This is a genomic window from Silanimonas algicola (assembly GCF_054777375.1).
This window is the reverse complement of record NZ_BAAHAS010000002.1, coordinates 629,347-651,362: the sequence shown is the minus strand read 5'-3', so window position 1 is coordinate 651,362 and position 22,016 is coordinate 629,347. Positions and strand designations below refer to the sequence as shown.

General features: G+C 70.3%; 17 protein-coding genes, 1 pseudogene and 1 riboswitch. Of the genes and pseudogenes, 8 read left to right on the top strand and 10 right to left on the bottom strand.

Going from position 1 to position 22,016, the window contains the following annotated elements; genetic code table 11:
- Positions 1-71: 71 nt before the first annotated feature.
- The 6 genes from epmA to ACYVAK_RS08185 form a co-directional block, all read right to left on the bottom strand.
- A complete protein-coding gene (gene epmA / locus ACYVAK_RS08210; protein WP_461059774.1) occupies positions 72-1,037 on the bottom strand; it encodes an EF-P lysine aminoacylase EpmA in 966 nt (321 codons plus the stop codon).
- Positions 1,034-3,130: an NAD-dependent DNA ligase LigA gene (gene ligA / locus ACYVAK_RS08205; protein WP_461059772.1), complete on the bottom strand. Its 2,097-nt coding sequence runs from the start codon at positions 3,128-3,130 to the stop codon at positions 1,034-1,036. Before ligA ends, epmA begins: the two co-directional genes overlap by 4 nt.
- A 55-nt stretch (positions 3,131-3,185) precedes the next feature.
- Positions 3,186-3,932, bottom strand: coding sequence for a cell division protein ZipA (zipA, locus tag ACYVAK_RS08200; RefSeq protein ID WP_461060520.1), 747 nt, complete (start codon positions 3,930-3,932; stop codon positions 3,186-3,188).
- A gap of 60 nt (positions 3,933-3,992) precedes the next feature.
- Positions 3,993-7,502: a chromosome segregation protein SMC gene (gene smc / locus ACYVAK_RS08195; RefSeq protein ID WP_461059770.1), complete on the bottom strand. Its 3,510-nt coding sequence runs from the start codon at positions 7,500-7,502 to the stop codon at positions 3,993-3,995.
- Between the two features lie 131 nt (positions 7,503-7,633).
- On the bottom strand, positions 7,634-7,942 hold the full coding sequence (locus tag ACYVAK_RS08190) for a BolA family protein (RefSeq protein WP_461059768.1): 309 nt from the start codon (positions 7,940-7,942) through the stop codon (positions 7,634-7,636).
- Positions 7,939-8,262, bottom strand: coding sequence for a YciI family protein (locus ACYVAK_RS08185; protein WP_461059766.1), 324 nt, complete (start codon positions 8,260-8,262; stop codon positions 7,939-7,941). The genes ACYVAK_RS08190 and ACYVAK_RS08185 overlap by 4 nt, the downstream gene beginning before the upstream one ends.
- A gap of 103 nt (positions 8,263-8,365) precedes the next feature.
- Here ACYVAK_RS08185 and ACYVAK_RS08180 point away from each other — a divergent pair, with 103 nt between their 5' ends.
- The 6 genes and pseudogenes from ACYVAK_RS08180 (at position 8,366) to ACYVAK_RS08155 (ending at position 14,563) form a co-directional block, all read left to right on the top strand.
- Entirely contained in the window at positions 8,366-9,544 is a 1,179-nt protein-coding gene (locus tag ACYVAK_RS08180; RefSeq protein ID WP_461059764.1) for a CsgG/HfaB family protein, read from the top strand.
- 84 nt (positions 9,545-9,628) lie between these two features.
- Positions 9,629-10,258 (top strand): L-threonylcarbamoyladenylate synthase, encoded by a 630-nt coding sequence (locus tag ACYVAK_RS08175; RefSeq protein WP_461059762.1) that lies wholly within the window; start codon positions 9,629-9,631, stop codon positions 10,256-10,258.
- A gap of 168 nt (positions 10,259-10,426) precedes the next feature.
- Positions 10,427-11,329, top strand: coding sequence for a segregation and condensation protein A (locus ACYVAK_RS08170; RefSeq protein ID WP_461060518.1), 903 nt, complete (start codon positions 10,427-10,429; stop codon positions 11,327-11,329).
- A gap of 145 nt (positions 11,330-11,474) precedes the next feature.
- A pseudogene (scpB, locus tag ACYVAK_RS08165) lies at positions 11,475-12,122 on the top strand (SMC-Scp complex subunit ScpB); the annotation flags it as partial.
- A gap of 35 nt (positions 12,123-12,157) precedes the next feature.
- Positions 12,158-13,789, top strand: coding sequence for a 23S rRNA pseudouridine(2605) synthase RluB (gene rluB, locus ACYVAK_RS08160; RefSeq protein ID WP_461059760.1), 1,632 nt, complete (start codon positions 12,158-12,160; stop codon positions 13,787-13,789).
- 3 nt (positions 13,790-13,792) lie between these two features.
- The gene (locus ACYVAK_RS08155) at positions 13,793-14,563 is read left to right on the top strand and encodes a class I SAM-dependent methyltransferase (RefSeq protein ID WP_461059758.1); all 771 of its coding nucleotides are present in this window, start codon (positions 13,793-13,795) and stop codon (positions 14,561-14,563) included.
- A gap of 27 nt (positions 14,564-14,590) precedes the next feature.
- Here the strand turns inward: ACYVAK_RS08155 and ACYVAK_RS08150 are convergent, their stop codons facing one another.
- From ACYVAK_RS08150 to ACYVAK_RS08135, 4 genes are all read right to left on the bottom strand, one after another.
- Positions 14,591-15,874: an alpha/beta hydrolase gene (locus ACYVAK_RS08150; protein ID WP_461059756.1), complete on the bottom strand. Its 1,284-nt coding sequence runs from the start codon at positions 15,872-15,874 to the stop codon at positions 14,591-14,593.
- Between the two features lie 84 nt (positions 15,875-15,958).
- Entirely contained in the window at positions 15,959-16,819 is an 861-nt protein-coding gene (locus tag ACYVAK_RS08145; RefSeq protein ID WP_461059754.1) for an amidohydrolase, read from the bottom strand.
- A 10-nt stretch (positions 16,820-16,829) separates the two neighbouring features.
- The gene (locus ACYVAK_RS08140) at positions 16,830-17,981 is read right to left on the bottom strand and encodes a pyridoxal phosphate-dependent aminotransferase (protein WP_461059752.1); all 1,152 of its coding nucleotides are present in this window, start codon (positions 17,979-17,981) and stop codon (positions 16,830-16,832) included.
- A gap of 68 nt (positions 17,982-18,049) precedes the next feature.
- Positions 18,050-19,036, bottom strand: a complete 987-nt coding sequence (locus ACYVAK_RS08135) for a LysR substrate-binding domain-containing protein (RefSeq protein WP_461059750.1) — start codon at positions 19,034-19,036, stop codon at positions 18,050-18,052.
- 202 nt (positions 19,037-19,238) lie between these two features.
- On the opposite strand from ACYVAK_RS08135, the gene cysG reads away from it, so the two are divergent.
- Positions 19,239-20,714, top strand: coding sequence for a siroheme synthase CysG (gene cysG / locus ACYVAK_RS08130; protein WP_461059748.1), 1,476 nt, complete (start codon positions 19,239-19,241; stop codon positions 20,712-20,714).
- A 17-nt stretch (positions 20,715-20,731) separates the two neighbouring features.
- Positions 20,732-21,727, top strand: coding sequence for a cysteine synthase A (gene cysK / locus ACYVAK_RS08125; RefSeq protein ID WP_461059745.1), 996 nt, complete (start codon positions 20,732-20,734; stop codon positions 21,725-21,727).
- A 98-nt stretch (positions 21,728-21,825) separates the two neighbouring features.
- Positions 21,826-21,947: riboswitch (SAM riboswitch) on the top strand.
- Positions 21,948-22,016: the final 69 nt, after the last annotated feature.

Below are 22,016 nucleotides of genomic sequence, written 5' to 3'. Positions count from 1 at the left end.
CGGCGATCGATGAACGGCCGGGAAATCCAGCCGACCCGACGCACGCGGCATTCGTCGTCGATGTCTGCCGTTCAGGCGTTCGCGAAGTCGTAGGCGAGGACGTCGGCGATCCGCGACGTGCCCAGCAAGCCCATCAGCAGCCGATCCACGCCCAGCGCCACGCCCGCGCAAGCCGGCATCGATGGCAATGCCGCGATCAGCGCCTCGTCGATGGGCGGCGCGACGTCGCCACGCGAGGCGCGCACGGCATGGTCGCGCTCGAACCGGGACCGCTGCTCCGTGGCATCGGTCAGCTCGTGGTAGCCGTTGGCCACTTCGAGCGGGCCGAGGTAGAGCTCGAACCGCTCGGCCACCGCCGGCCTACCGTCGACACCGGGCCGGACGCGCGCCAAGGCCGCCTGCGTCGCCGGCCAATCGTGGACGACCGTGATCGCGTCATCGGCGAACGCGGGCTGCAGGCGATGCGTCATCAGCAGGTCGAGCCAGTCATCGCGACCGAGGCCCTCGGGATTGATCTGGACGTCGCCCAGCGCCGCCCTCAGCGCATCGATCGGGGCGGTGTGCGGGTCGAGCCCGAAGGCGTCGCGGTAGAGGGTGGCGAAATCCAACGAACGCACCTGCGTTGGCGCGCGCCCCACCAGGGCCATCGCCGCGGTGACGAGGTCTACGGTCTCGTCCGCGAGCCGGCGGTGGTCCCAGCCGACGCGGTACCACTCGAGCATGGTGAATTCGGGATTGTGTCGGCCACCCGCTTCACCGTCGCGGAAGACGCGGCCCAGTTCATAGCAATCACCGAAACCTTCAGCGAGCAACCGCTTCAATGGGAATTCGGGCGACGTGCGCAGCCAGCGCTGTCGGGGGCCGCCGCTCGAGGGGCCGGTGAAGTCGAGCGTGAAGCTGCGGATGTTTGGATCGGTGTTGCCCGCGCGACTGAGCACGGGCGTCTCGACTTCCACCACCCCGCGGGCCGCGAAGAACTCCCGGAACAGCGCGTTCGACCGGGCGCGGAGGTGCAGCGCGGCGTGGCGCCGGTTCACGCGATGCGGCCTTGCGCACGCAGGAAGTCGAGCAGGGCCGCCTCGTCCCAGACCTCGATGCCGAGCTCGCGTGCCTTGTCGAGCTTCGACCCCGCGGCTTCGCCAGCGACCACGAGCGAGGTCTTCTTCGACACACTGCCGGCGACCTTGGCGCCCAGGGCTTCGAGATGCGCCCCGGCTTCGTCGCGGCTGAAGGCGGCCAGGCCACCGGTGAGCACGACGGTCTTCCCGGCGAGCGGGCCTTCCGCCGTGCGCTGCGGCGGCCCTTCCGGCCATTGCACGCCGCGCTCGCGCAGCGCCGCGATCACCTCGCGATTGTGCGCCTCGGCGAAGAAGCCATGGATGCGCGCGGAGACCACGGGGCCGACGTCCGGCACGGCCAGCAGATCCTCGGTGCTGGCGGCCATCAGGGCGTCGAGGCCGCCGAACCAGCGGGCGAGCTGCTTGGCCGTCGCCTCACCGACGTCGCGGATGCCGAGCGCGAACAGCAGGCGCTCCAGCGCGGTCTGGCGGCTCTGGTCGATGCCGCCGAGCAGGTTCTCGGCCCAACGCGTGGCGATCTTGCCCTGCTTCACCGTCTCCGGCGTCACGCCATCCCGCGCGTCGGCACGACGCTTCATGGCCAGCAGGTCGTCGAGCGTCAGCCGGTAGAGGTCGGCCACCGTCTGCACGTAGCCGAAATCGACGAGGTCCTCGACGAAGCGCTCGCCGAGGCCCTCGATGTCCATCGCCCGCCGCGAGGCGAAGTGGATCAGCGCCTGCTTGCGCTGTGCGGGGCAGAACAGGCCGCCGGTGCAGCGCATCACCGCCTCGCCCTCCGCGCGCTCCACCGCCGAGCCGCACTCGGGGCAGGCCGTGGGCATCACGAAGGCCGGATGCCGCGGCGAACCGTCGGCGGCGAGCGGCCGACGCTCGGGCACGATGCGCGCCACCTCGGGGATCACGTCGCCGGCGCGGCGGACGACCACGGTGTCGCCGAGGCGGACGTCGAGCCGGACGATCTGGTCGGCGTTGTGCAGGGTCGCGTTGGTGACCACCACGCCGGCCACGCGCACCGGCTTCAGGCGCGCCACCGGGGTGATCGCCCCGGTGCGGCCCACCTGCACGTCGATGCCCTCCAGCACCGTCAGTTCTTCCTGCGCCGGGAACTTGTGGGCGATGGCCCAGCGCGGCGCGCGCGCCACGAACCCCAGGCGTTCCTGAAGGTCGCGGCGGTCGAGCTTGTAGACGACGCCGTCGATGTCGTACGGCAGACCATCGCGAGCCGCGCCGATGCGGCGGTAATAGGCCAGCACGCCGTCGAGGCCTTCGGCCACGTCGATCTCCGGCGCCAGCGGCAGCCCGAACTCACCGAGGCGCCGAAGCAGTACGGAGTGCGTTGCCGGCAATTCGAAGCCGTCGACCTCGCCGATGCCGTAGGCGAAGAACGCCAGCGGCCGCTTCGCGGTGATGCGCGGGTCGAGCTGGCGCAGCGAACCGGCCGCGCCGTTGCGCGGATTGGCCAGCGGCTTCTCGCCGTGGGCAAGAGCCTGCTCGTTGAAGCGCTCGAACGCGGCCTTCGGCATATAGACCTCGCCACGCACCTCCAGCAAGGCGGGCGCCGCCTGCCCCGATGGCAGGCGCAAAGACAGCGGGATCGCGCGGATCGTCCGCAGGTTGGCGATCACGTCCTCGCCGGTGGTGCCGTCGCCGCGCGTGGCGCCCTGCACCAGTACGCCTTGCTCGTAGCGCAGCGTGATCGCGAGGCCGTCGATCTTCGGTTCCACGGAGAACGCGGGCTCGATCTCACCCGTGGCTTCGACGATGCGCCGCACGAAATCGGCAACCTCTTCGTCGGCGAAGGCGTTGTTGAGGCTCAGCATCGGCACGGCATGCCGCACTTCGGCAAAAGCCGACGAGGGCCGACCGGCCACGCGCTGCGTCGGCGAATCGGCGGTGACGCGTTCCGGATGCTCGGCTTCGCGCTCGCGCAACTCGCGCATCCAGCGGTCGTACTCGGCGTCGGGGACGCTCGGCGCGTCGAGCTGGTAGTAGGCGTGGTCGGCGTCGGCGATCAGGCGCCGGAGTTCGTCGATGCGATCGGGAGCGCTCATGCAGGCCTCGCGTCGGTGTCGCGCCGCGGCCGGCGATCGACGCCGGCCGGAGGCCTCAGAAGCGCACGTTCTGCGCGTCGCGCTTGCGGTCGTAGGCGCGCATTTCCTCGCGCAGGTGCGCGATGCGCTGGCGGCCGAGCGCGTTGCGCTCCTCGTCGAGCAGCACCGCGTCGAGCAGCTCGGCCATGCGCTGGGCGGCGGGCAGCAGGGTTTCCCAGGCGTCGAGCGCGTTCAGCGGGCCCGGCAGGGTCATGAACAGGCTGACGCCCGGCGTGCGGATCTCGCCCAGCCGGGCCATGTCGAACGAGCCAGGCTTCACCAGGTTGGCGAGGCTGAAGATCGGGCCGCGCTCCGGGTGGTTGTCGTCGAGACGGTGGAAGATGCCCATGTGGCCGTAGGCCAGGCCGGCCTTCTCGCAGGCCACGACGATGTCGGGGCCGTGCAGCACCTCGCCGGCGCGGGCCGCGAGGTACAGGGTGACGATGCGGTCGAAGCTGGCATCCGGGCGGGCGCCGAGCTGCGACCGCGTGGGCGACACGGGCGCCGCGTCGTCGGCGGCGATGCCGCGCTCCGCCTCGAGCTCCGGGCCCTCGCCGTCGGCTTCGGCGACCGCATCGCCCAAGGTGGGTTCCCGTCGCACGCCGCTGCCGGCGCCCGGGAAGGCCGCCGCGAGACGGTCGGTATCGGCGCTGTCTCGACGCACGCCCTGTTCGGGCTTCTTCCGACCGGTCAGCCAGATCACCACCATCAGCACGAGCACCGCGGCGCCGATGGCGATTCGCAGGACGTTGGCTTCACTCAGGCCGGACAATTCCATCCAACGGGCTCCAGACGCGGTCTTGGCGTGGTTTCGACCGCGCGATTATGCCGCACCCGCGAGGCGCGTGGCCTCGGCGAGATCGACCGAAACGAGGCGCGACACGCCAGGCTCGCGCATGGTGACGCCCGCAAGCTGCTTGGCCGCCTCCATCGTCGCCTTGTTGTGGCTGACGAAGAGGAACTGCACCTTCTCGCTCATCTCGCTGACCATGGTGCAGAAGCGGCCGACGTTGGCCTCGTCGAGCGGCGCGTCCACCTCGTCGAGCAGGCAGAACGGCGCCGGGTTCAGGCGGAAGATCGCGAACACCAGCGACACGGCGGTCAGCGCCTTCTCGCCACCCGACAGCAGCGTGATGTTGGAGACCCGCTTGCCGGGCGGGCGGGCCATGATGGCCACGCCGGTGTCGAGCAGGTCCTCGCCGGTCAGTTCAAGGTAGGCGTGGCCGCCGCCGAACAGCCGCGGGAACAGCTCCTGCACGCCCGCATTGACGCGGTCGAACGTCTCCTTGAACCGGCCGCGGGTCTCGCGGTCGATCTTGCGGATGGCGTCCTCGAGCTGCTCCAACGCGGCGACGAGGTCGGCGTTCTGCGTGTCGAGGTAGGCCTTGCGCTCACTCTGCTCGGCGTATTCCTGGATGGCCGCGAGGTTGACCGGCTCGAGGCGGCGCATCTTGCCTTCCAGCTCGCCGATGCTCCGCGCCCAGGTCGCGGCATCGGCCTGCTCCGGCAGGCCGGCCACGACGGCGTCGAGTTCCAGCCCGGCGGTGGCGATCGCCTCGACCTGCTGCTGCGCCTTGATCTCCAGCGCCTGCGCTTCCATCCGACGCTGGGCGATGCGCTCGCGCTGGGCGAGGGCCGCCTGGTCGCGCTGCTGGCGCTTGTGCTCGTAGCCGCGCAGCTCCTGCTCGATGCCGTCGAGGTTGGCGCGGGCGGTGGCCAGGTCCTTCTCGGCGATCACGCGCTGTTCGAGCAGCAGCTGGCGTTCGCCATCCAGCGTGTGGATCGGGCTGTCGCCGTCCTGCAGCTGGGCGGCGAGCTCATCGCGGCGGCTGGCCAGCTGCGCCTGCTGGCCGCGCAGTCGCGAAAGCGATTGGTTGAGGGCATTGACGCGGGTGCGCTGGGCTTCGAGCGCCAGTGCGAGCTGGTGCGCCGATTCACGGGCCTCGCGGGCCGACATGCGGGCCGTCTCGCGCTGCTCGGTGAAGATGCGCCGCTCGTTCTCCAGCGTCATGCGCTGGGCTTCGAGGTCGCCCATGCGCTCGGTGGCGATTTCCAACCGGCCCCGCGCCTCGCGCACTTCCACCTGCGCCGACTCCATCGACGCGGCCAGCTGGGCGAGTTCGCGGTCCAGCGTGGCCATGCGGGCCTGCGCGGTTTCCAACCGGCCCTTCTGGCTCTGCAGCTGGCCGCCCATCTCGGAGACGCTGCGGTGCGCGAGGTACAGCGTGCGCTGCGCGTCTTCGCGGGCCTGCTCGGCCACCAGCAGCGCATCGCGGTGGGCGTGCTGGCCGTCGAGCAGGGCCTGCTCGCGGGCCGCCAGCGTCGCGATCTGCTGCTTGAGTTCATTGATCTCGCGCTCGCGGGCCAGCGCGCCCTGCTGGGCCTCCCCGCTCTTGTTGAAACGCAGCCAGCCCGGGCCTTCCCAAACGCCGGTGCGATCGATCAGGGCTTCGCCGGTGCGCAGGCCGGCGCGAATCGCCCCGGCCTCGGCGGAGGCCAGCGCGTCGACGGCGTGGATGGGGGCGAGCAAGGCGCGGATCGCGCGCGGCCCCTCGATCTTGGCCGCGAGGCTGCCGGCGGGCGCGTCGATACCACCGGTGGCGCCGTCGACGAGGGCCACACGACCCTGCGCCAGCTGCGCAACGGCCGCACGGACGCTGCCGGCATCGTCGTGAACGACCGCTTCCAGCAGGTGCCCGAGGACCGTCTCGACCGCCGTTTCCCAGCCCGGTTCGACCGTCAGCACTTCGCCGAGTCGCGGCAGGTCGGCGAGGCCCTGGGCCTTGAGCCAGTCGAGGGCGCCGCTCTTCTCCTGGCCGAGCGCAGCGTGCTGCAAAGCCTCCAGCGAGGCCATGCGGCCCTTGGCGGCCTGCGTGGCCTTGCGGGTTTCGGCGAGTTCCGTCTGCTGCTGGCGCTGCTGCTCCTGGATCTCGAGAAGCGCGGCCTTCTTGGCATCGAGGATCTCGGCCAGCGCATCGAGGCCGGCGCGCTTCGTCTCGTGCTCCAGCGCCAGCGTCTCCATCGCCTCGCTGAGCGTGGTGAGGTCGAGGCCCGCGCGTTCGGTGGCCAGCGTCTCGCGGCGGCGGTTCGCCTCCATCGACTGCCGTTCGAGGAATTCGATCTTGGTGCGTTCGACTTCCGCGGCACGGGAGGACTCGGCGTAGGACCGGGCGTACTCGTCCCAGCGGCGCTGCCAGTCGGCCAGCTTGGTCTCGGCCTCGCGCAGGGCGTCCTGGCGGTCCTCGTCGCCGCCGCGCAGGGTCTCGAGGCGCGGCTCGGCCTCCGCCACCTGCTCTTCCAGCTGCATCAGCTGGGCGGCGTCGGCCTCGATGTGGTGCATCACCTCGGCCAACGCTTCGTCGGCTTCGGCACGGGCCGTCTCGATGCGCCGCTTCAGTTCACGCTGGTGCTGGATCTGCTGCTCGATGCGGGCGATCTCGCCGCCGATGCGGTAGCTCTCGGCCTGGGCGCGGCCGAGGTGCTGGCTGGCCTCGGCGTGCTGGTCGCGCGTCAGCTCACCCTGCTCTTCGGCGGCGCGCTGCTCGGCGAGCAGTTCCTGCAGCCTGGTCTCGTCCTCGAGCAGCGCGGCGTTCAGCGCTTCGGACTGCGCCTGCAGGCGGCGGTACTCGAGCGCCTTCAGCTGCGCGTCCTTCTCGCGGTGCTCGGCCTGCAAGGCCTGGTACTGCTCTGCGGCGCGGGCCTGGCGCTTCAGGTGCTCGAGCTGCTTGTCGATCTCCTCGCGCAGGTCGTTCAAGCGGTCGAGGTTGTCGCGCGTGCCCTTGATGCGGCTCTCGGTCTCCTTGCGGCGCTCCTTGTACTTGGAGATGCCGGCCGCCTCCTCGAGGAACAGGCGCAGTTCCTCGGGCTTGGCCTCGATCACCTGCGAGATCATGCCCTGCTCGATGATCGAGTAGCTGCGCGGGCCGAGGCCGGTGCCGAGGAACAGGTCGGTGATGTCGCGGCGGCGGCAGCGCGCGCCGTTGAGGAAGTAGCTGCTCTGGCCGTCGCGCGAGACGAGGCGCTTCACCGAGATCTCGTTGTACTTCGCGAACTCGCCGCCGATGGCCTGGTCGCTGTTGTCGAAGACCAGCTCGACGGTGGCCTGCGAGACCGGCTTGCGCGAGCTGGAGCCGGAGAAGATCACGTCGGTGAAGGAATCACCGCGCAGTCGGCTTGCCGAGCTCTCGCCCATCACCCAGCGCACCGCGTCGATGATGTTCGATTTGCCGCAACCGTTCGGACCGACGACGCCGGTCATGTTGGTGGGCAGGTGCAGGGTGGTCGGGTCGACGAAGCTCTTGAAGCCGGCGAGCTTGATGGTGGACAGACGCATGCGCGGGGCGATCCGGTGGCTCGGGGCGGCCGGAGGAGACCAGCCCCGGAAGCGTTGAATTCAGGGATCCCGGCGATGCAAGCCCTTGATTCTCCGGAGAGTGCGCGCCGAGCGGCCGATCAGTGTAGCCGCTACGGGCCGGCCTCGCCCGGGGCCCGGGCCTCGATCGCCAAGGCGTGGATATCGGTCGCCATCAGCGATCCGAGGGCCTCGTACACGAGCCGATGGCGGGCGATCGGGCGCAGGCCGGCGAAAGCGTCGGCCACGATGCGGACCGAAAAGTGGCTGCGGCCATCCGCGGCCCCCGCATGGCCGCGATGCTTGTGGCTGTCGTCGATCACCTCCAGGGACTGCGGCTGGAGGGCCGTCCTCAGGCGAGCCTCGATCTCGGCGCCACGGGCCTCCCGGGGGAGGCCACCCTCAATCACGGGGGCGCTCACGGCAGCACCGGTAGGAACGGCTGCACGTCGACGTGCGCATAGACCCGAGCGGCCACGTAAGGATCGTCGGCCGCCCACGCCTGCGCGGCGGCGAGGTCGTCGAACGCCGCGACGATCAGGCTTCCCGACACCCCGCCTTCCGCGGGCGGTACGCCGTCTTTTCGGGGCAGCGGGCCGGCCACCTTCAACCGACCAGCCTCGGCCAGCGCCTGGAGCCTCGCGAGGTGGGCGGGGCGAGCCATCGCGCGCGCCGGGCCGGCGCCCTCGGCGTCCCGGCCAAGGATGAGGTACCAACGTTGGGAAAGGTTCGAATCGGGCATGGCCGAAGTGTAGCGCTCCGGGCCTTGGGCTAGACTTGCTCCCGCCACGGCTCCGGCTCGGTCGGACGTGATGGACCCCCCGATTCGCTTCCAAGGAGTAGCCATGCTGTCGTTGCGCACCCTCGCCGCCGCCCTTCTCGTTGCCGCCGCAGGAACCCTCCCGGCCGCCGCCGAGCCGCTCGCCTATTCCGTGGCCGAAGGTGGGGAGATCGCGCTCCCGCAGAACCTCACGCCGGTGAACACGCTGCGCCTCGTGCAGGTGCGCTGGTCGCCGTACGCTGGACGCAAGGCCCGCGTGGCGGTCAGCAAGATCGACAACACGTCGAGCGTCTCCAGTTACACCGCGAACGACCAGTACGGCACCAGCAACATCGAGTGGGCGTTCCAGACCGTTCCGGTGAACGGCATCGAGGCGATGATCACCGATGCCTTGAACCAGAGCGGCCGTTTCCGCCTCGTCGAACGCCAGGCGATCGGCAACGTGATGCAGGAGCAGGATTTCGGCGCCAGCGGCCGAGTCGCGTCGCCGTCGGCGGCGGGCATGGGCCAGATCCTCGGCGCGGAATACCTCGTCGAAGCGGTCATCACGTCATACGACCCGGGCACCAATGCCAAGTCGACGAACGTGGGGGGGATCGCGAATGCGCTCGGCGGCAGCCGCCTCGGTGGCCTTGGCGCCCTTGCCGGAGGCCTCAGCGTGAACTCCTCGTCCTCGTCGCTCGGCATGAACATCCGCCTGATCGACGCGACCACCAGCGAAGTCGTGTTCACCAAGCAGATCGAACGCGAGATCAAGGAGTCGGGCATCGGATTCGGCGGCGCCGCATTCGGCGGCAGTGGAGCAATGGGCGGCTTCGTCGGCGCGTATTCCCGCACGCCGATTGGCCAGGCCGTGATCGCGTCCATCAACGAGGCGGTCTTCGAACTCGCGAAGCAGGTCGGCGCCCAGCCGGCGACGGGCTCCGTCATCAAGGTCGAGGGTTCGCAGGCCTACATCAACCTGGGCGCCGGCTCGGTGACTGCCGGCGAACGCCTGTCCGTCGTGCGTCCCGGCGAGGCGCTGATCGACCCCGAGACCGGCATTTCGCTCGGCTCGACCGAGACCCCGATCGGCGAGGTGCAGGTCGCGAGCGTGCAGGAGCGCTTCAGCATCGCGACGGTCCAGGGTGGCGCCCGTCTGGAGGCACGGGACCGCGTGAAGTCGCTCGCACCGCCGCAGCCCATCGAGTTCGGGCCGATGGTGGACGAACTCGCGACGAAGCCGAGGGCGGCGCGGCGCTGAGGCGCCAGGCCGGCCCATCGCGACACGCCGCGTGACGCGCGCCATGGCGGGGGCCACGCCTTGACCCCGGGCGACGCCCTGCGCTTGGACGTCCATCCGACCCATCCGCAGGCCCGACTGGTCGAACGAGCAGCTCAACGGATCCAGCGCGATGGCCTGGCCCTCTGCCCCACGGACGCGGGTTACGCCCTGGTCTGGAGCCTGAACGGAACCGGCGCCGAAGAGCGGGTGAGGCGCCTGCGCCAGCTGGACAGCGGGCACCCCTTCACCCTATTCTGCCGATCGATCAGCGACGCCAGCCGCTTTGCCCGGCTCGATGACCCGGCTTTCCGCCTGTTGCGTCGCCTGAGCCCCGGACCCGTCACGTTCATCCTGCCGGCCTCCGGGCAGCTCCCGAACCGTTTGAAGCAGGGCGCCCGAAGCAAGCGGCGCGATATCGGCATTCGTATCCCCGAGCACCCGGTGGCGCAAGCGCTGCTGGTCGCCTGTGGCGACGTGCTGCTGTCGACCACGCTGCGGTCGCCCGACATGGACGCCGACGAGGCGCCCTTCCTCGGCCACGAGGCCGACGAGGTGGCCGACCTCTGGCTGCACGCGGTCGACGTGATGCTGGATGCAGGCCATTGCGCTCCCGGCCCCACGAGCATCATCGACTGCACCCTGCCCGCTCCCGACGTGGTGCGCCAGGGCTTCCAACCGGTGGACCTGGCCTGAGGCCACGTCGCACCGGATGCCGTTCCCGCACCCCGGAGACTCCGTGGTCCACACCGCAGGACATACCCCGTGACCGGCACGCCGGCACCGGGCCACAGCGCAGACCTGCTGGCCGACGCGACGACCGTCGCAGCCGGCGCGTTCCCGCCGCCGCCGCAGCAGCAGGAGATGCCGCTGGCGCTCGTCCACGGCCAGCCGATCCTGCAGATGCCGCAGGACCTCTACATCCCGCCGGATGCCCTCGAGGTCATCCTCGAGGCGTTCGAAGGGCCGCTCGACCTGCTGCTCTACCTGATCCGCCGGCAGAACCTCGACATCCTCGACATCCCGGTCGCCGAGATCACCCGCCAGTACATCGGCTACATCGACGTGATGCAGGAGCTGCGCTTCGAGCTCGCCGCCGAGTATCTGGTGATGGCCGCGATCCTGGCCGAGATCAAGTCGCGGATGCTGCTGCCCCGCCCGCCCAGCGAAGAGGGGGTCGAAGCCGACCCGCGCGCCGAGCTGGTCCGCCGCCTTCAGGAGTACGAGCGCTTCAAGAAGGCCGCCGAGGACATCGACACGCTGCCCCGCCTCGAGCGCGACACCGTCGTGGTGCACGCCGACCCCGGCGAGAAGCAGACCCGCGTCGAGCCGCCGGCCGTCGACCTCCGCGAGATGCTGCTCGCCCTGCGCGACGTCATGAAGCGCGCCGAGCTCTTCAGCCACCACGCCATCAAGCGCGAGGCGCTCAGCGTCCGCCAGCGGATGGGCGAGGTGCTGGGCCGGCTTTCGGCCACCACGTTCACGGAGTTCAGCACCCTGTTCGTCGCCGCGGAAGGCCGGTTGGGCGTGGTGGTGAACTTCCTCGCCATCCTCGAACTGGCCAAGGAGCGCCTGATCGAGATCGTGCAGGAAAGCCCGCTCGCCCCGATCTACGTGCGCGCCCTGTCCGAGCGCCTGGACAAGGACGGCGGCCCGGCCAACGGCGACGACAGCCGCCCGGACGACAACGACCCCCGCGGTGACGCGGGCGCGGAAGCGCCCTCCGCGCTGCCCACCGACGGCGACAGCGGCCTCGAGCCGGCCTGATCCCTCCCTTTTGCCGAACCCGATGAGCACCGAAGACACCCCGGTCGAATTCGAACTGCAGTCGCCGCCCAAGGAGGCGCCACTGTCGGACAACCGCCTCGTCGAGCGCATCGTCGAGGCCGCCGTGCTGGCCTCGACGCACCCGATGACGGTCGCCCAGCTCTACGCGCTGTTCCCCGAAGACCAGCCGGCGCCGCGCGGCAGCATCGAGCAGGCCATCGAGGCCCTGCAGGCCGCCTGCGCGTCCCGCGGCGTGATGCTGGTCGAGGTGGCCTCGGGCTTCCGCTTCCAGGTGCAGCGCGACGTGCAGCCCTGGGTGGCGCGGATGTTCGCCGAGCGGCCGCAGCGCTACACGCGCGCGACGCTGGAAACCCTCGCCCTGATCGCCTACCGGCAACCGATCACCCGCGGTGAAATCGAAGCGATCCGCGGCGTGGCGGTGAACGCCAACATCATCAAGATGCTCGAGGAACGCGAGTGGATCCGCGTCGTCGGGCACCGCGACGTGCCGGGCCGGCCCGCCCTGTTCGGCACGACCAAGCTGTTCCTCGACTACTTCAACCTGAAGTCGCTGGATGAACTGCCGCCGCTGTCGGAGATCCGCGACCTCGGCGAACTCGAACCGCAGCTGCCCCTCGAGGAACCCCTGCCCGTGCAGGCCCTCGCGGCCGCCGCATCCGAAGCCACGGTGGCCACCGACGCCGCCGCGGCCGATGACTCCGCCCCCGTCGCCGATGACGCGGGCGCCACTGATGACGTCGTGACGACGTCCGACCCCACCCCTGACGAGAGCGACGACGCGGCTTCCGACCGCACGCCTTGAGCCCGATGAGCAAAGACACCCAACGCAAGACCCTCTCGCTGAAGCGCGAGTCCACCGCGGCCGCTGCCGCCCCCGCCATCGAAGAACGCCTGCACAAGGTGCTCGCCCAGGCCGGTCTCGGCTCGCGCCGCTCGCTCGAAGAGCGCATTTCCCGCGGCGAAGTCCGCGTCAACGGCGAAGTCGCCGAGCTCGGCCGCATCGTCAAGGGCGGCGACCGCATCGAACTCGACGGCAAGACCTTCATGGCCACCGCGCTCACCGAGCCTGCGGCGGTGCTGCTCTACAACAAGCCCGAAGGCCAGGTCACGACGCGCGAAGACCCCGAGGGTCGCCCGACGATCTTCGAAGCGCTGCCGCGCCTGAAGGGCGCGCGCTGGATCGCCGTCGGCCGCCTCGACATCAACACCACCGGCCTGCTGCTGCTCACCACCGACGGGGAGCTGGCCAATGCGTTGATGCACCCGTCGAGCGAGGTCGAGCGCGAATACGTCTGCCGCATCCACGGCGAAGTGCCGGAAGCGGTCGTCGAGCGCCTGAAGCGCGGCGTGCAGCTGGACGACGGCCCGGCGAAATTCGACGAGATCGAAGCCATCGGCAGCAGCGATTCGCACGCCTGGTTCCGCGTCGTCATCAAGGAAGGGCGCAACCGCGAGGTACGCCGCCTCTGGGACAGCCAGGGCTTCCAGGTGTCCCGCCTGAAGCGCGTGCGCTACGGCAACGTCGTCCTGCCGCGCGAGCTGCTGCGCGGGCAGAGCGTCGAGATGCCGGCCGATCAGGTCGAAGCGCTGCGTCGCGAGTTCAAGCTCGCCGACCAGGCGCCGGTGCTGACGCTGCAGCCGGTGATCGGCCAGCGCCGCGCCAGCAAGCAGGCCATCGAAGTCCGTCGCGACCAGCGTGGCCCGTCGTACGTCAACGGTGCGCTGGACCAGGAAGAACGCGAGCTGCGCCGCTTCGACCACATCCGCGAGGAGCGCCCGGCACGCGGCCGCGGCAAGCCCGGCGGCAAGGTCTACGGCAAGAGGGGCGCCAAGGCCTTCGTCGGCCCGATGGGCAGCGACGCGCCGGCCGAGAGCCGCGGCCCGCGCGGTGCCGGCAAGCCCTTCGGCAAGAAGCCGTTCGGCAAGAAGCCTGACGGCGCTCCGGGCGCCAAGCCCTTCGGCGAACGCGCCGCCGGCGCCGGCAAGCCCTGGGGCGACCGCCCGGCCAAGCCGAGCCAGAGCAAGCCCTACGCCGGCAAGCCGCGCGGCCCGAAAGCCGTGGCGGGCGGCGTGGACAGCGCCTCGGGCGCGTTCCGCAGCTGGTACGTGCCGGAAGGCGTGGAAACCGGGTCGAAGGTGGCGCCGCCGCGCAAGCCTCGCGGTGATCGCCCGTTCGGCAAGCCCGCCGGCGATGGCGGCTTCGCCCGCGGCCCCCGTCCGGAAGGCGGCGCCCCCGGCCGCGGCCCGCGTGGCGAGGGCGGTCCCGGCCGAGGCCCGCGCGGCCCCGGTGGCGGCGGACAGGGCGCCCGCGGTCCGGGCGGCGGTGGCCCGCGGGGTCCCGGCGGTCCGGGTGGCGGTGCACCGCGCGGCGGCCAGCGCAAGCCCGGCCGTGGCGGCCACGGCCCGCGGATTCCCGAAGGCGCTCCCGACATCGATTGATCCATGACGACGGCCCCCGACCCCCGCGGCCTCGAGGCCGACGTCCTCGCGCGTGACTGGTTCTACCGCTTCACCCTGCCCTCCGGCGCGGTGACGGGGAGCGCCCACGCGCCCGACATCCTCGCCATCCACGACACGCGCTGGTCGATGGCGGAGGAAGCCCTGCGGACCACTTTCCCCGAGGGCGCCTCGCGGGCCAGTGCGATCGACCTCGCCTGCCACCAGGGCTGGTTCTCGCTGAAGCTCCGCGAGTTCGGCTTCGGCAGCGTGCACGGCATCGACGCGCGGCAGCAGCACGTCGAAGACGCGCGCTTGATCGCCTCGGCCACCGGCACCGAACACGTCGCGTTCTCGCGCGGCGACGTCCACGGGCTCTCCGCGGCGATCGTCGGCACGCACGACCTCGTGCTCTGCTTCGGCCTGCTCTACCACCTCGAAAATCCGGTCGGCGCCCTGCGCGTGGCCCGGGCGCTTTGCAAGCGTCTGTGCCTGATCGAGACGCAGGTGGCCCCCGGCCAGACCGGTGTCGTCGACTACGGCAGCTACCGCTTCGTGAAGCCGATCGAAGGCAGCTTCGTTATCGTCGACGAGACCGACGAAACGCACGGCCCGGAAGCGTCGACCCTGGGCATCAGCCTGATCCCCAGCCTCGAGGCGCTGCACTTCATCCTGCGCAAGGTGGGCTTTTCGAAGGTCGAACTGCTGCCCGTGCCGGAGAACGGCTACGAGCAGCTGAAGTACGGCAAGCGGGTGGTGTTGGCGGCGTGGGTGTAGCGCGGCGCAACGCGCGCCGGGTTAGCGTCACTCCAGGCGGACGAGGCTCGCCCGCACCAGCCGCCCAGCGACGGTCGCCGACAGTTCCATCGTGTCGCGGGCCGTGAATTCGAGCCGCAAAGTGCCGATCGTGGCATCACGCTGCTCCTCCGGCACGAATTGCGGCGTGCCCCACGCGCCCGGGTTCGTCCGGCGCCAGACGGCGCCTTGCAGCACGTCCGGGGACGACCAACGCTCCTGCAGGAAGAACCAGGTCGGCTGCCCGTCCACGAAGATGAAGCCGAGCACCAGCACCTGCCCCCCGTAGGATTGGATGGCCAACCCCCAGCCGCTGTTCGCTGGCACGTACCAGTTGCCGCTGTAGTCGTGGCTGGCGAACCCTTGGGGATCGAGCGACTGGAAGGCGTCCCGGTAGTAAGCCCAGAAGCGATCGCCCAGCGCCTCCATCAAGCCTGGCACCACATGCCCGACCCCGGGCACTTCGATGTACTCGTGGGCGATATCGAGCTGGGTGAGGCGCGCGTGGAAGTCCCGGTTGCCCTGCAGCGTGAAATCCTGGGTCCCGATCACTTGCCGGATGCGTGGTGGATGCCGCTCCAGTGACGCCACGCTGGCCGCGGCGAGCGTAGACGGGCTCTGCGCCTCGAAGTACGCGGGATCGCCGCCATACACCTCTTCGAGGATGCGCCGGCGCAGTTCGATCGGTTGCAAGCCGGGCCGGTCCTCGAGCAGATCGCGCTGGAGCGGCCCCGCACCCAGCATCGAGAAGCCGGCGAAAACGCCTTGAAAGCGGAGACCCAAGCGAGCGGCGCCGTAACCGCCCATGCTGAAACCGTCGAGCAGGCGCCCACGACGCTCGGGAAGCGTCCGGAAGGTGCCGTCCACCACGGGAACCAGCTCGTGGACCAGCGCCGATTCCACGGGTTGGAGCCCACTCCGCGCGTCGCACCACATCCCGTAGGGCAAGCCGTTCGGAAACACCACGATGAGGGGGGGAATCCGTCCCCCGGCGATGGCCTCGTGGAAACGCGACGCCACGGTGGCGATGCCCTCCGTCGGCGTCCCGCTCCCATGCAGCCAGTACACCACCGGGAAACGGCGCCACGGTTGCGCCGCGTACGCCGCGGGTAAGTAGACGTGGTAGCTGATCGGACCGCTGGCCACGGCGCTGTCGAATTGCCGGTACTCCACCAGGGGCGAGGCGACCGGCGGCGTCACCCAAGCCGGGCGGACTTGGGCCCGACCGGACTCGGGAAGGAGAAGCCCAGCGGTCAGGGCGAACATCACCACGATCGCAAGGAAGGGTCGCATCACAGGGCTCCGGAAAGCGATGGCAATCCAAGAGAAACGCGCCGGGGCAAATGGCGTTGACATGCCGCTACGGCAAGGGCCGTCCTATGGCCCCAGGTCGAAGGCATCCGCATCCAGCTGCGCCGGGAATCGCTCGCGATGCCCGCGGAGCTGCTCGGCGCTGAAGGTCGCTTCCAGCACGCGGACTTCGGCATCGCCCTCGACGAGCGGCTGGCCCAGCGGATCCAGCGCCGCGGAATCGCCGCTGTAGGCGATGCCGTTGCCGTCCGTCCCGACGCGATTCACGCCGATCACGCAGGCGAGGTTCTCGATGGCACGGGCGCGGAGCAGCGTCTTCCACGGGTAGGCGCGGGCCGCTGGCCAGTTGGCGACGAACAGCGCAAGGTCGTAGTCGAAGGCGCCGGGACGCGTCACGTCGAAGCGGTTGCGGATGTACACCGGGAAGCGCAGGTCGTAGCAGACCTGCAGGAAGATCCGCCAGCCGCGCCACTCGACGAACACGCGCTGGCCGCCCGCGGCATAGCGCTCGTGCTCCTTGGCCATGCGGAACAGATGGCGCTTGTCGTAGTGCACCAGCGCACCGTCCGGCGTGGCGAACAGCAGGCGGTTGTAGACGCCCGGCGCGATGCCTTCCGATTCGGCCTGCGCGCCGTCGACGCGCAGCTGCACGCTGCCACACACGGCGGCGTCGAGCGCCTTCGCCTGCTCGACGATCCAGGCGACCGTGGGGCCGTGCATGTCCTCGGCGCTGGCGAGCGCTTCGTTGCTGAAGCCGGAGGTGAAGGTCTCCGGCAGCACGACGATGTCGGTGCGGCCGGCCAGCGGGGCGATCAGCCCGCCGTAGTAGGCGCGGTTGCCCGCCGGGTCATGCCAGCGGGTGTCGCCCTGCACGAGGGCGACGCGGAGGTCGCGGTCGGGGCCGTTCGAGGACGCGGCATCGCTCATCGATGCGGCCTCAGAGCTTGGCCAGCCGCTCGATGGCGGCATCCAGCGTGGCCTCGTTCTTGGCGAAGCACAGGCGGGCGAGGCGTTGACCCTTCGGCGGCGTTTCGTAGAACGGCGAGAGCGGGATCGCGGTCACGCCCTTCTCGATGGTGAGCCAGCGGCAGAAGGCGAGGTCGTCGAGATCGCTCACCGCCGAGTAATCCACCAGCTGGAAGTAGCCGCCCGGCACGGGCAGGGCCTTCAGCTTCGTGCCGGCCAGCTGCGCCGCGAAGCGGTCGCGCTTGGCCTGGTAGAAGGCGCCGAGTTCCTCGTAGTGCTCGGGGTGCGCCTCGATCATCTCGGCGAACGCCCACTGCGCCGGGGCGAAGGTGCAGAAGGTGTTGTACTGGTGCACCTTGCGGAACTCGGCGGTCAACGCCGCCGGCGCCACGCAGTAGCCGACCTTCCAGCCGGTGCAGTGGTAGGTCTTGCCGAAGCTGCTGATCACGAACGCGCGGGCCGCGAGCTCCGGGTAGCGCAGCACGCTCTCGTGGATGCGGCCGTCGAACACGATGTGCTCGTAGACCTCGTCCGACAGCAGCAGCACGTGCGGGAAATCGGCGACGAAGCGCTTCAGCTCGGCGATCTCGTTGGCGTCGAACATCGCGCCCGACGGGTTGTGCGGCGTGTTGAACATGAACAGCCGCGTCTTCGGCGTCACGGCAGCGCGAACGGCGGCCCAGTCGACCGCGAATGTGGCGGGATCCAACGGCACGTGCACGGCGCGACCGCCGGCGAGGTCGATGGCCGGCTCGTAGCAGTCGTAGCAGGGGTCGAGCACGATCACCTCCTCGCCCGGCCGGACCACCGCGGCGATGGCATCGAAGATCGCCTCGCTGGCGCCCGAGGTCACCGTGATCTCCGTCTCCGGGTCCGGGCGATGGCCGTAGCAGCGCAGCGTCTTGTCGGCGATGGCCTTCCGCAGGGGCGGCACACCGGCCATGTGGGCGTACTGGTTCTTGCCGTCGGCCATCGCGCGGGCCAGCGCATCGCGCAGCGGCACCGGCACCTCGAAATCGGGGAAGCCCTGCCCGAGGTTGACCGCCCCGTGCTCGGCGGCGAGCACGCTCATGACGGTGAAGATGGTGGTGCCGACCTTCGGCAGCTTGGTGTCGATGGGCATCGCGAGACTCGGGAAAAAGAAAAGGCCGGCGCAATGCCGGCCCCGGATGATAAACGCCGGGCGGGCGCTCAGTTCGTGATCGCTTGGCTGAGCTCCACCCAGCTCGGGGGGGTCGGCCACACCGACTCCTGGTGGCCACCGAGCACGCGCTGCAGGTCATGGCGGTCGAGCTGTGGCGCGACGTGGCGGAACAGGTCGAACGCATAACGGCGCAGCACCCGCTCCTTCGGCACGACGGCCCAGGCAGTGCACTCCGGCAACACCTCGGGCGCGTCCAGCACCGCGAGGTCGCTGTCGAACACCGAACTCACGGCCATCTCCGCAAGGATGCCGACGCCCAGCCCGGCCCGCACGTAGGTCTTGATCAGGTCGGCGTCGTGCGCGGTCATCGCCACCGTCGGGCTCAGGCCGACATCGCTGAAGGCACGGCGCAGCGAGCTCTCGGGCTGGCTGGTGCTGTGGTAGCTCACGAGCGGATGCGCGGCGAGGTCCTCCAGCGTCGGCGCACGGCCGAGTTGCGCCAGCGCATGCCCCTTCGGCACCACGACGATGCGACGCCAGCGGTACAGCGGAATCGCATGGCCACCGGCGGGCACGCTGCCGACGCTGCTGACGATGGCGATGTCGGCGTTGCCTTTGGCGAGATGCGGCAACACGTCGTTGTCCGCCAGGGACTGCAGCTGCACGCCGACCTGCGGGTACTCCCGGTTCAGCGCGCCGATGGCGGCGGGCAATACGAAGCGCGCCTGCGTGTGCGTGGTGGCGATGTGCAGCGTGCCGACCGCCTCGCCGCGCTGGTTCGCGGCAAAAGCGCGGATGTTCGCGGCCTCCGCGACGGCGCGGCGGGCATGCGCGAGGACCACCTGCCCGGCCTCGGTGATCGATTCGAGGCTGCGGCCCTTGCGCTGGAACAACAGGAACCCGAGCTCGTCCTCCAGCTGCTTGAGCTGCTTGGAGATGCCGGGCTGGGTGGCGTGGACCTTGTCGGCGGCCGTGGTGATGTTCAGGCCGGCGTCGACGATGGCAATGAGGTAGCGAAGCTGGGTCAGGGTCATGGGGCAAAAAAACGGGGTCCGGGGCCGGCGACGTCGTCGCGCCGGAAGTCCATCCGTTCATCGCGATGAAACGATAAATTATTCGAGCCGTCCAGCGAATCCTGATAACCGCACGTTATATGAACCGGTCCGCTCGGCATTTCCCGCCACCCCGGAGCCCGCCCTAGCGTGGCTCGTCCGGACTTCCCCTGCCTGCACGCTCATGCCTGCCCCGCTGTTTCCCGCCTTTCTCGACCTTGCCGGCCGCCACGTGCTGCTGGTTGGCGGGGGCGTGGTGGCACGGCGGAAGGCCGAGGCCCTGCTGGAGGCCGGCGCCGATGTGGTGGTCGGCGCCCCCGCCTTGCTGCCGGATTTGGCCCGCGCGGTGGCCGAGGGACGCCTCGCCCATCGCGAGGGTCTGTTCCACCCCGAATGGCTCGACGACGTCTGGCTGGTGATCGCCGCCACCGACGATGCGGACGTCAATGCCGCCGTCGCCCGCGAGGCCGAGGCGCGTCGACTGTGGGTCAACGTCGTTGATGACGCACCCCGTTGCAGCTTCCAAGTCCCCGCGCGCGTCGAACGCGGGCCGATCCAGATCGCCATCAGCAGCCGCGGCGAAGCCCCCATGCTCGCCCGCTGGCTCCGCGAAACACTGGAAGCGGAACTCGACCCCGCGCTGGGCCTTCTGGCGAACTGGCTTGGCGGCAAGCGCGACGCGCTGCGCCGGCGGTTTCCCGAGACGGCACGCCGCAGGCAGGTCATCGAATCGCTGATCCGCGGCCCGGCCGCCGACGCCCTGCGCCACGGCGACGCCGTTGCCGCCGAGCGCGCTTTCGAGGAGGCCTTGGCCGAGGACGCCACGCCGCGCGGCCGCGTGATCCTCGTCGGCGCTGGCCCCGGCGACCCCGGGCTGCTGACCCTCCGCGGGCTGCGGGCTCTGAACCAGGCCGACGTGGTGCTCCACGACCGTCTGGTCAGTGCCGAGGTGCTGGCGCTGTCGCGCCGTGACGCCGAACGCATCGAGGTGGCCAAGGAGGCTGGCACCCATCACACCACGCAGGAACGGATCCACGAACTCCTGATCGAGCACGCCAAAGCCGGGCGAACGGTCGTGCGCCTGAAGGGAGGCGATCCCTTCGTGTTCGGGCGCGGCGGCGAGGAGCTGGAAGCCTTGCGCGCCGCACGCATCCCCTTCGAGGTCGTGCCCGGCATCACCGCGGCCGTCGCCTGTGGCGCCTATGCGGGCATTCCCCTCACGCATCGCGACCACGCGCAGTCGGTGCGGCTGGTCACCGCACACTGCCGGAACTCGATCGACACGCTCGATTGGGCCGCCCTCGCGCAGGAGCGGCAGACGCTGGCCGTCTACATGGGCGTGCACGGCCTCGACACCATCCGCGACCGCCTGATCGCCCATGGACGCGCACCGACGACCCCGTTCGCCTTGATCGAGAACGGCAGCCGCGCGAACCAGCGTGTCGTGCTCGGCAGGCTCGCCGATCTGCCGGAACGCGCCGCCGACCAACGCGTTCGCTCGCCCGCGCTGCTGATCCTCGGCGAAGTCGCCGCCCTTGCCCGCTCGCTGCACTGGTTCGGCCCCGCGCCGGCCGACATCCCCGCGGCCGATGACGTTCCGAAGGACTTGCCGCCGCCCTTCGCCTTTCCCGACACCGCGCCGATCACCCGCGCGGCCTAGCCCCTACGGAGACCGCCATGGCCCTCTACGACTCGATCCTCGACACCATCGGGCGCACGCCCATCGTCCGCCTGCCGCGCATCGCACCGAAACACGTCGAGCTGTACGTGAAGGTGGAAGCGTTCAACCCCGGCGGTTCGGTCAAGGACCGCCTTGCCCTTGCCATCGTCCTCGACGCGGAGAAGAAGGGCCTGCTCAAGCCGGGGGACACCATCGTGGAAGCCACCTCGGGCAACACCGGCGTCGCGCTGGCGATGGTGGCCGCCGCACGCGGCTACAAGTTCGTCGCCGTCATGACGGAAACCTTCTCGGTCGAGCGTCGCAAGCTGATGCGCGCCTACGGCGCGAAGGTGATCCTGACCCCCGCCGCCGAACGCGGCAGCGGCATGGTGCGCAAGGCAAAGGAACTCGCGGAGAAGCACGGCTGGTTCCTCGCCCGCCAGTTCGAGAACGAGGCGAATCCCGCGTGGCACCGCAACACCACGGGCCCGGAAATCCTTCAGGACTTCGTCGGCAAGCGGCTCGACTACTTCGTGAGCGGCTGGGGCACGGGCGGCACGCTGACCGGCGTCGGCCAGACGCTCAAGCTGGCGCGTCCGGACGTCAAGATCGTCAGCACCGAGCCCGCGGGCGCGCAGCTGCTGGGGGGCAAGGAATGGCAGCCGCACAAGATCCAGGGCTGGACGCCGGACTTCGTGCCGGCCGTGCTCGACCGCAGCGTGGTCGACGACATCAAGCCGATCGAGGACCTCGTGGCCCGCGATACCGCGCGCCGCCTCGCGGCCGAGGAAGGCGTCTTCGTCGGCTTGTCCGCCGGTGCCACGCTCGCCGCGGCCCTGCAGGTCGCCAACGAGGCGCCGGCCGGCTCGGTCATCCTCGCCATGCTGCCGGACACCGGCGAGCGCTACCTCAGCACGATCCTCTTCGAAGGCGTCAACGACGGTTCCGACGACGAGTGGTTGGCGTCGCTGGATGCGGCCTCGCCGACCGTGCCTTCCGGCAAGGCCGCCTGAGCACTGGCCCCGTTATCCGGCGTGATGCCGAAAATTCATATCTCTTCATCGCGATAAAGGGATGACAACTCCAGCAAGCCGGTCCAAGATGGCGACACACACCATCCAGACCGGCTGAGGGACAGGCCCGACGACGCCGGGGCAAGCACCGACCGCATCCCGCGGCGGCGCGCTGCCAACGCCTGCGGCGAGGCCTTTGGGCCAATGCCGGTCGATGGGTCGTCAGGGAGCCTGCAGGCAGGCACTCCCGATGGCCGTCGCCGGCCGCCGCGGGGGGATGGGCACCGGA

Excerpts from the sequence above, each read along its gene's own strand:
- ligA (WP_461059772.1), bottom strand. The coding sequence starts at position 3,130 with ATGAGCGCTCCCGATCGCATCGACGAACTCCGGCGCCTGATCGCCGAC.
- smc (WP_461059770.1), bottom strand. The coding sequence starts at position 7,502 with ATGCGTCTGTCCACCATCAAGCTCGCCGGCTTCAAGAGCTTCGTCGAC.
- ACYVAK_RS08185 (WP_461059766.1), bottom strand. The coding sequence starts at position 8,262 with ATGCCCGATTCGAACCTTTCCCAACGTTGGTACCTCATCCTTGGCCGG.
- ACYVAK_RS08180 (WP_461059764.1), top strand. The coding sequence starts at position 8,366 with ATGCTGTCGTTGCGCACCCTCGCCGCCGCCCTTCTCGTTGCCGCCGCA.
- ACYVAK_RS08170 (WP_461060518.1), top strand. The coding sequence starts at position 10,427 with ATGCCGCTGGCGCTCGTCCACGGCCAGCCGATCCTGCAGATGCCGCAG.
- rluB (WP_461059760.1), top strand. The coding sequence starts at position 12,158 with ATGAGCAAAGACACCCAACGCAAGACCCTCTCGCTGAAGCGCGAGTCC.
- ACYVAK_RS08155 (WP_461059758.1), top strand. The coding sequence starts at position 13,793 with ATGACGACGGCCCCCGACCCCCGCGGCCTCGAGGCCGACGTCCTCGCG.
- ACYVAK_RS08150 (WP_461059756.1), bottom strand. The coding sequence starts at position 15,874 with ATGCGACCCTTCCTTGCGATCGTGGTGATGTTCGCCCTGACCGCTGGG.
- ACYVAK_RS08145 (WP_461059754.1), bottom strand. The coding sequence starts at position 16,819 with ATGAGCGATGCCGCGTCCTCGAACGGCCCCGACCGCGACCTCCGCGTC.
- ACYVAK_RS08140 (WP_461059752.1), bottom strand. The coding sequence starts at position 17,981 with ATGCCCATCGACACCAAGCTGCCGAAGGTCGGCACCACCATCTTCACC.
- ACYVAK_RS08135 (WP_461059750.1), bottom strand. The coding sequence starts at position 19,036 with ATGACCCTGACCCAGCTTCGCTACCTCATTGCCATCGTCGACGCCGGC.
- cysG (WP_461059748.1), top strand. The coding sequence starts at position 19,239 with ATGCCTGCCCCGCTGTTTCCCGCCTTTCTCGACCTTGCCGGCCGCCAC.
- cysK (WP_461059745.1), top strand. The coding sequence starts at position 20,732 with ATGGCCCTCTACGACTCGATCCTCGACACCATCGGGCGCACGCCCATC.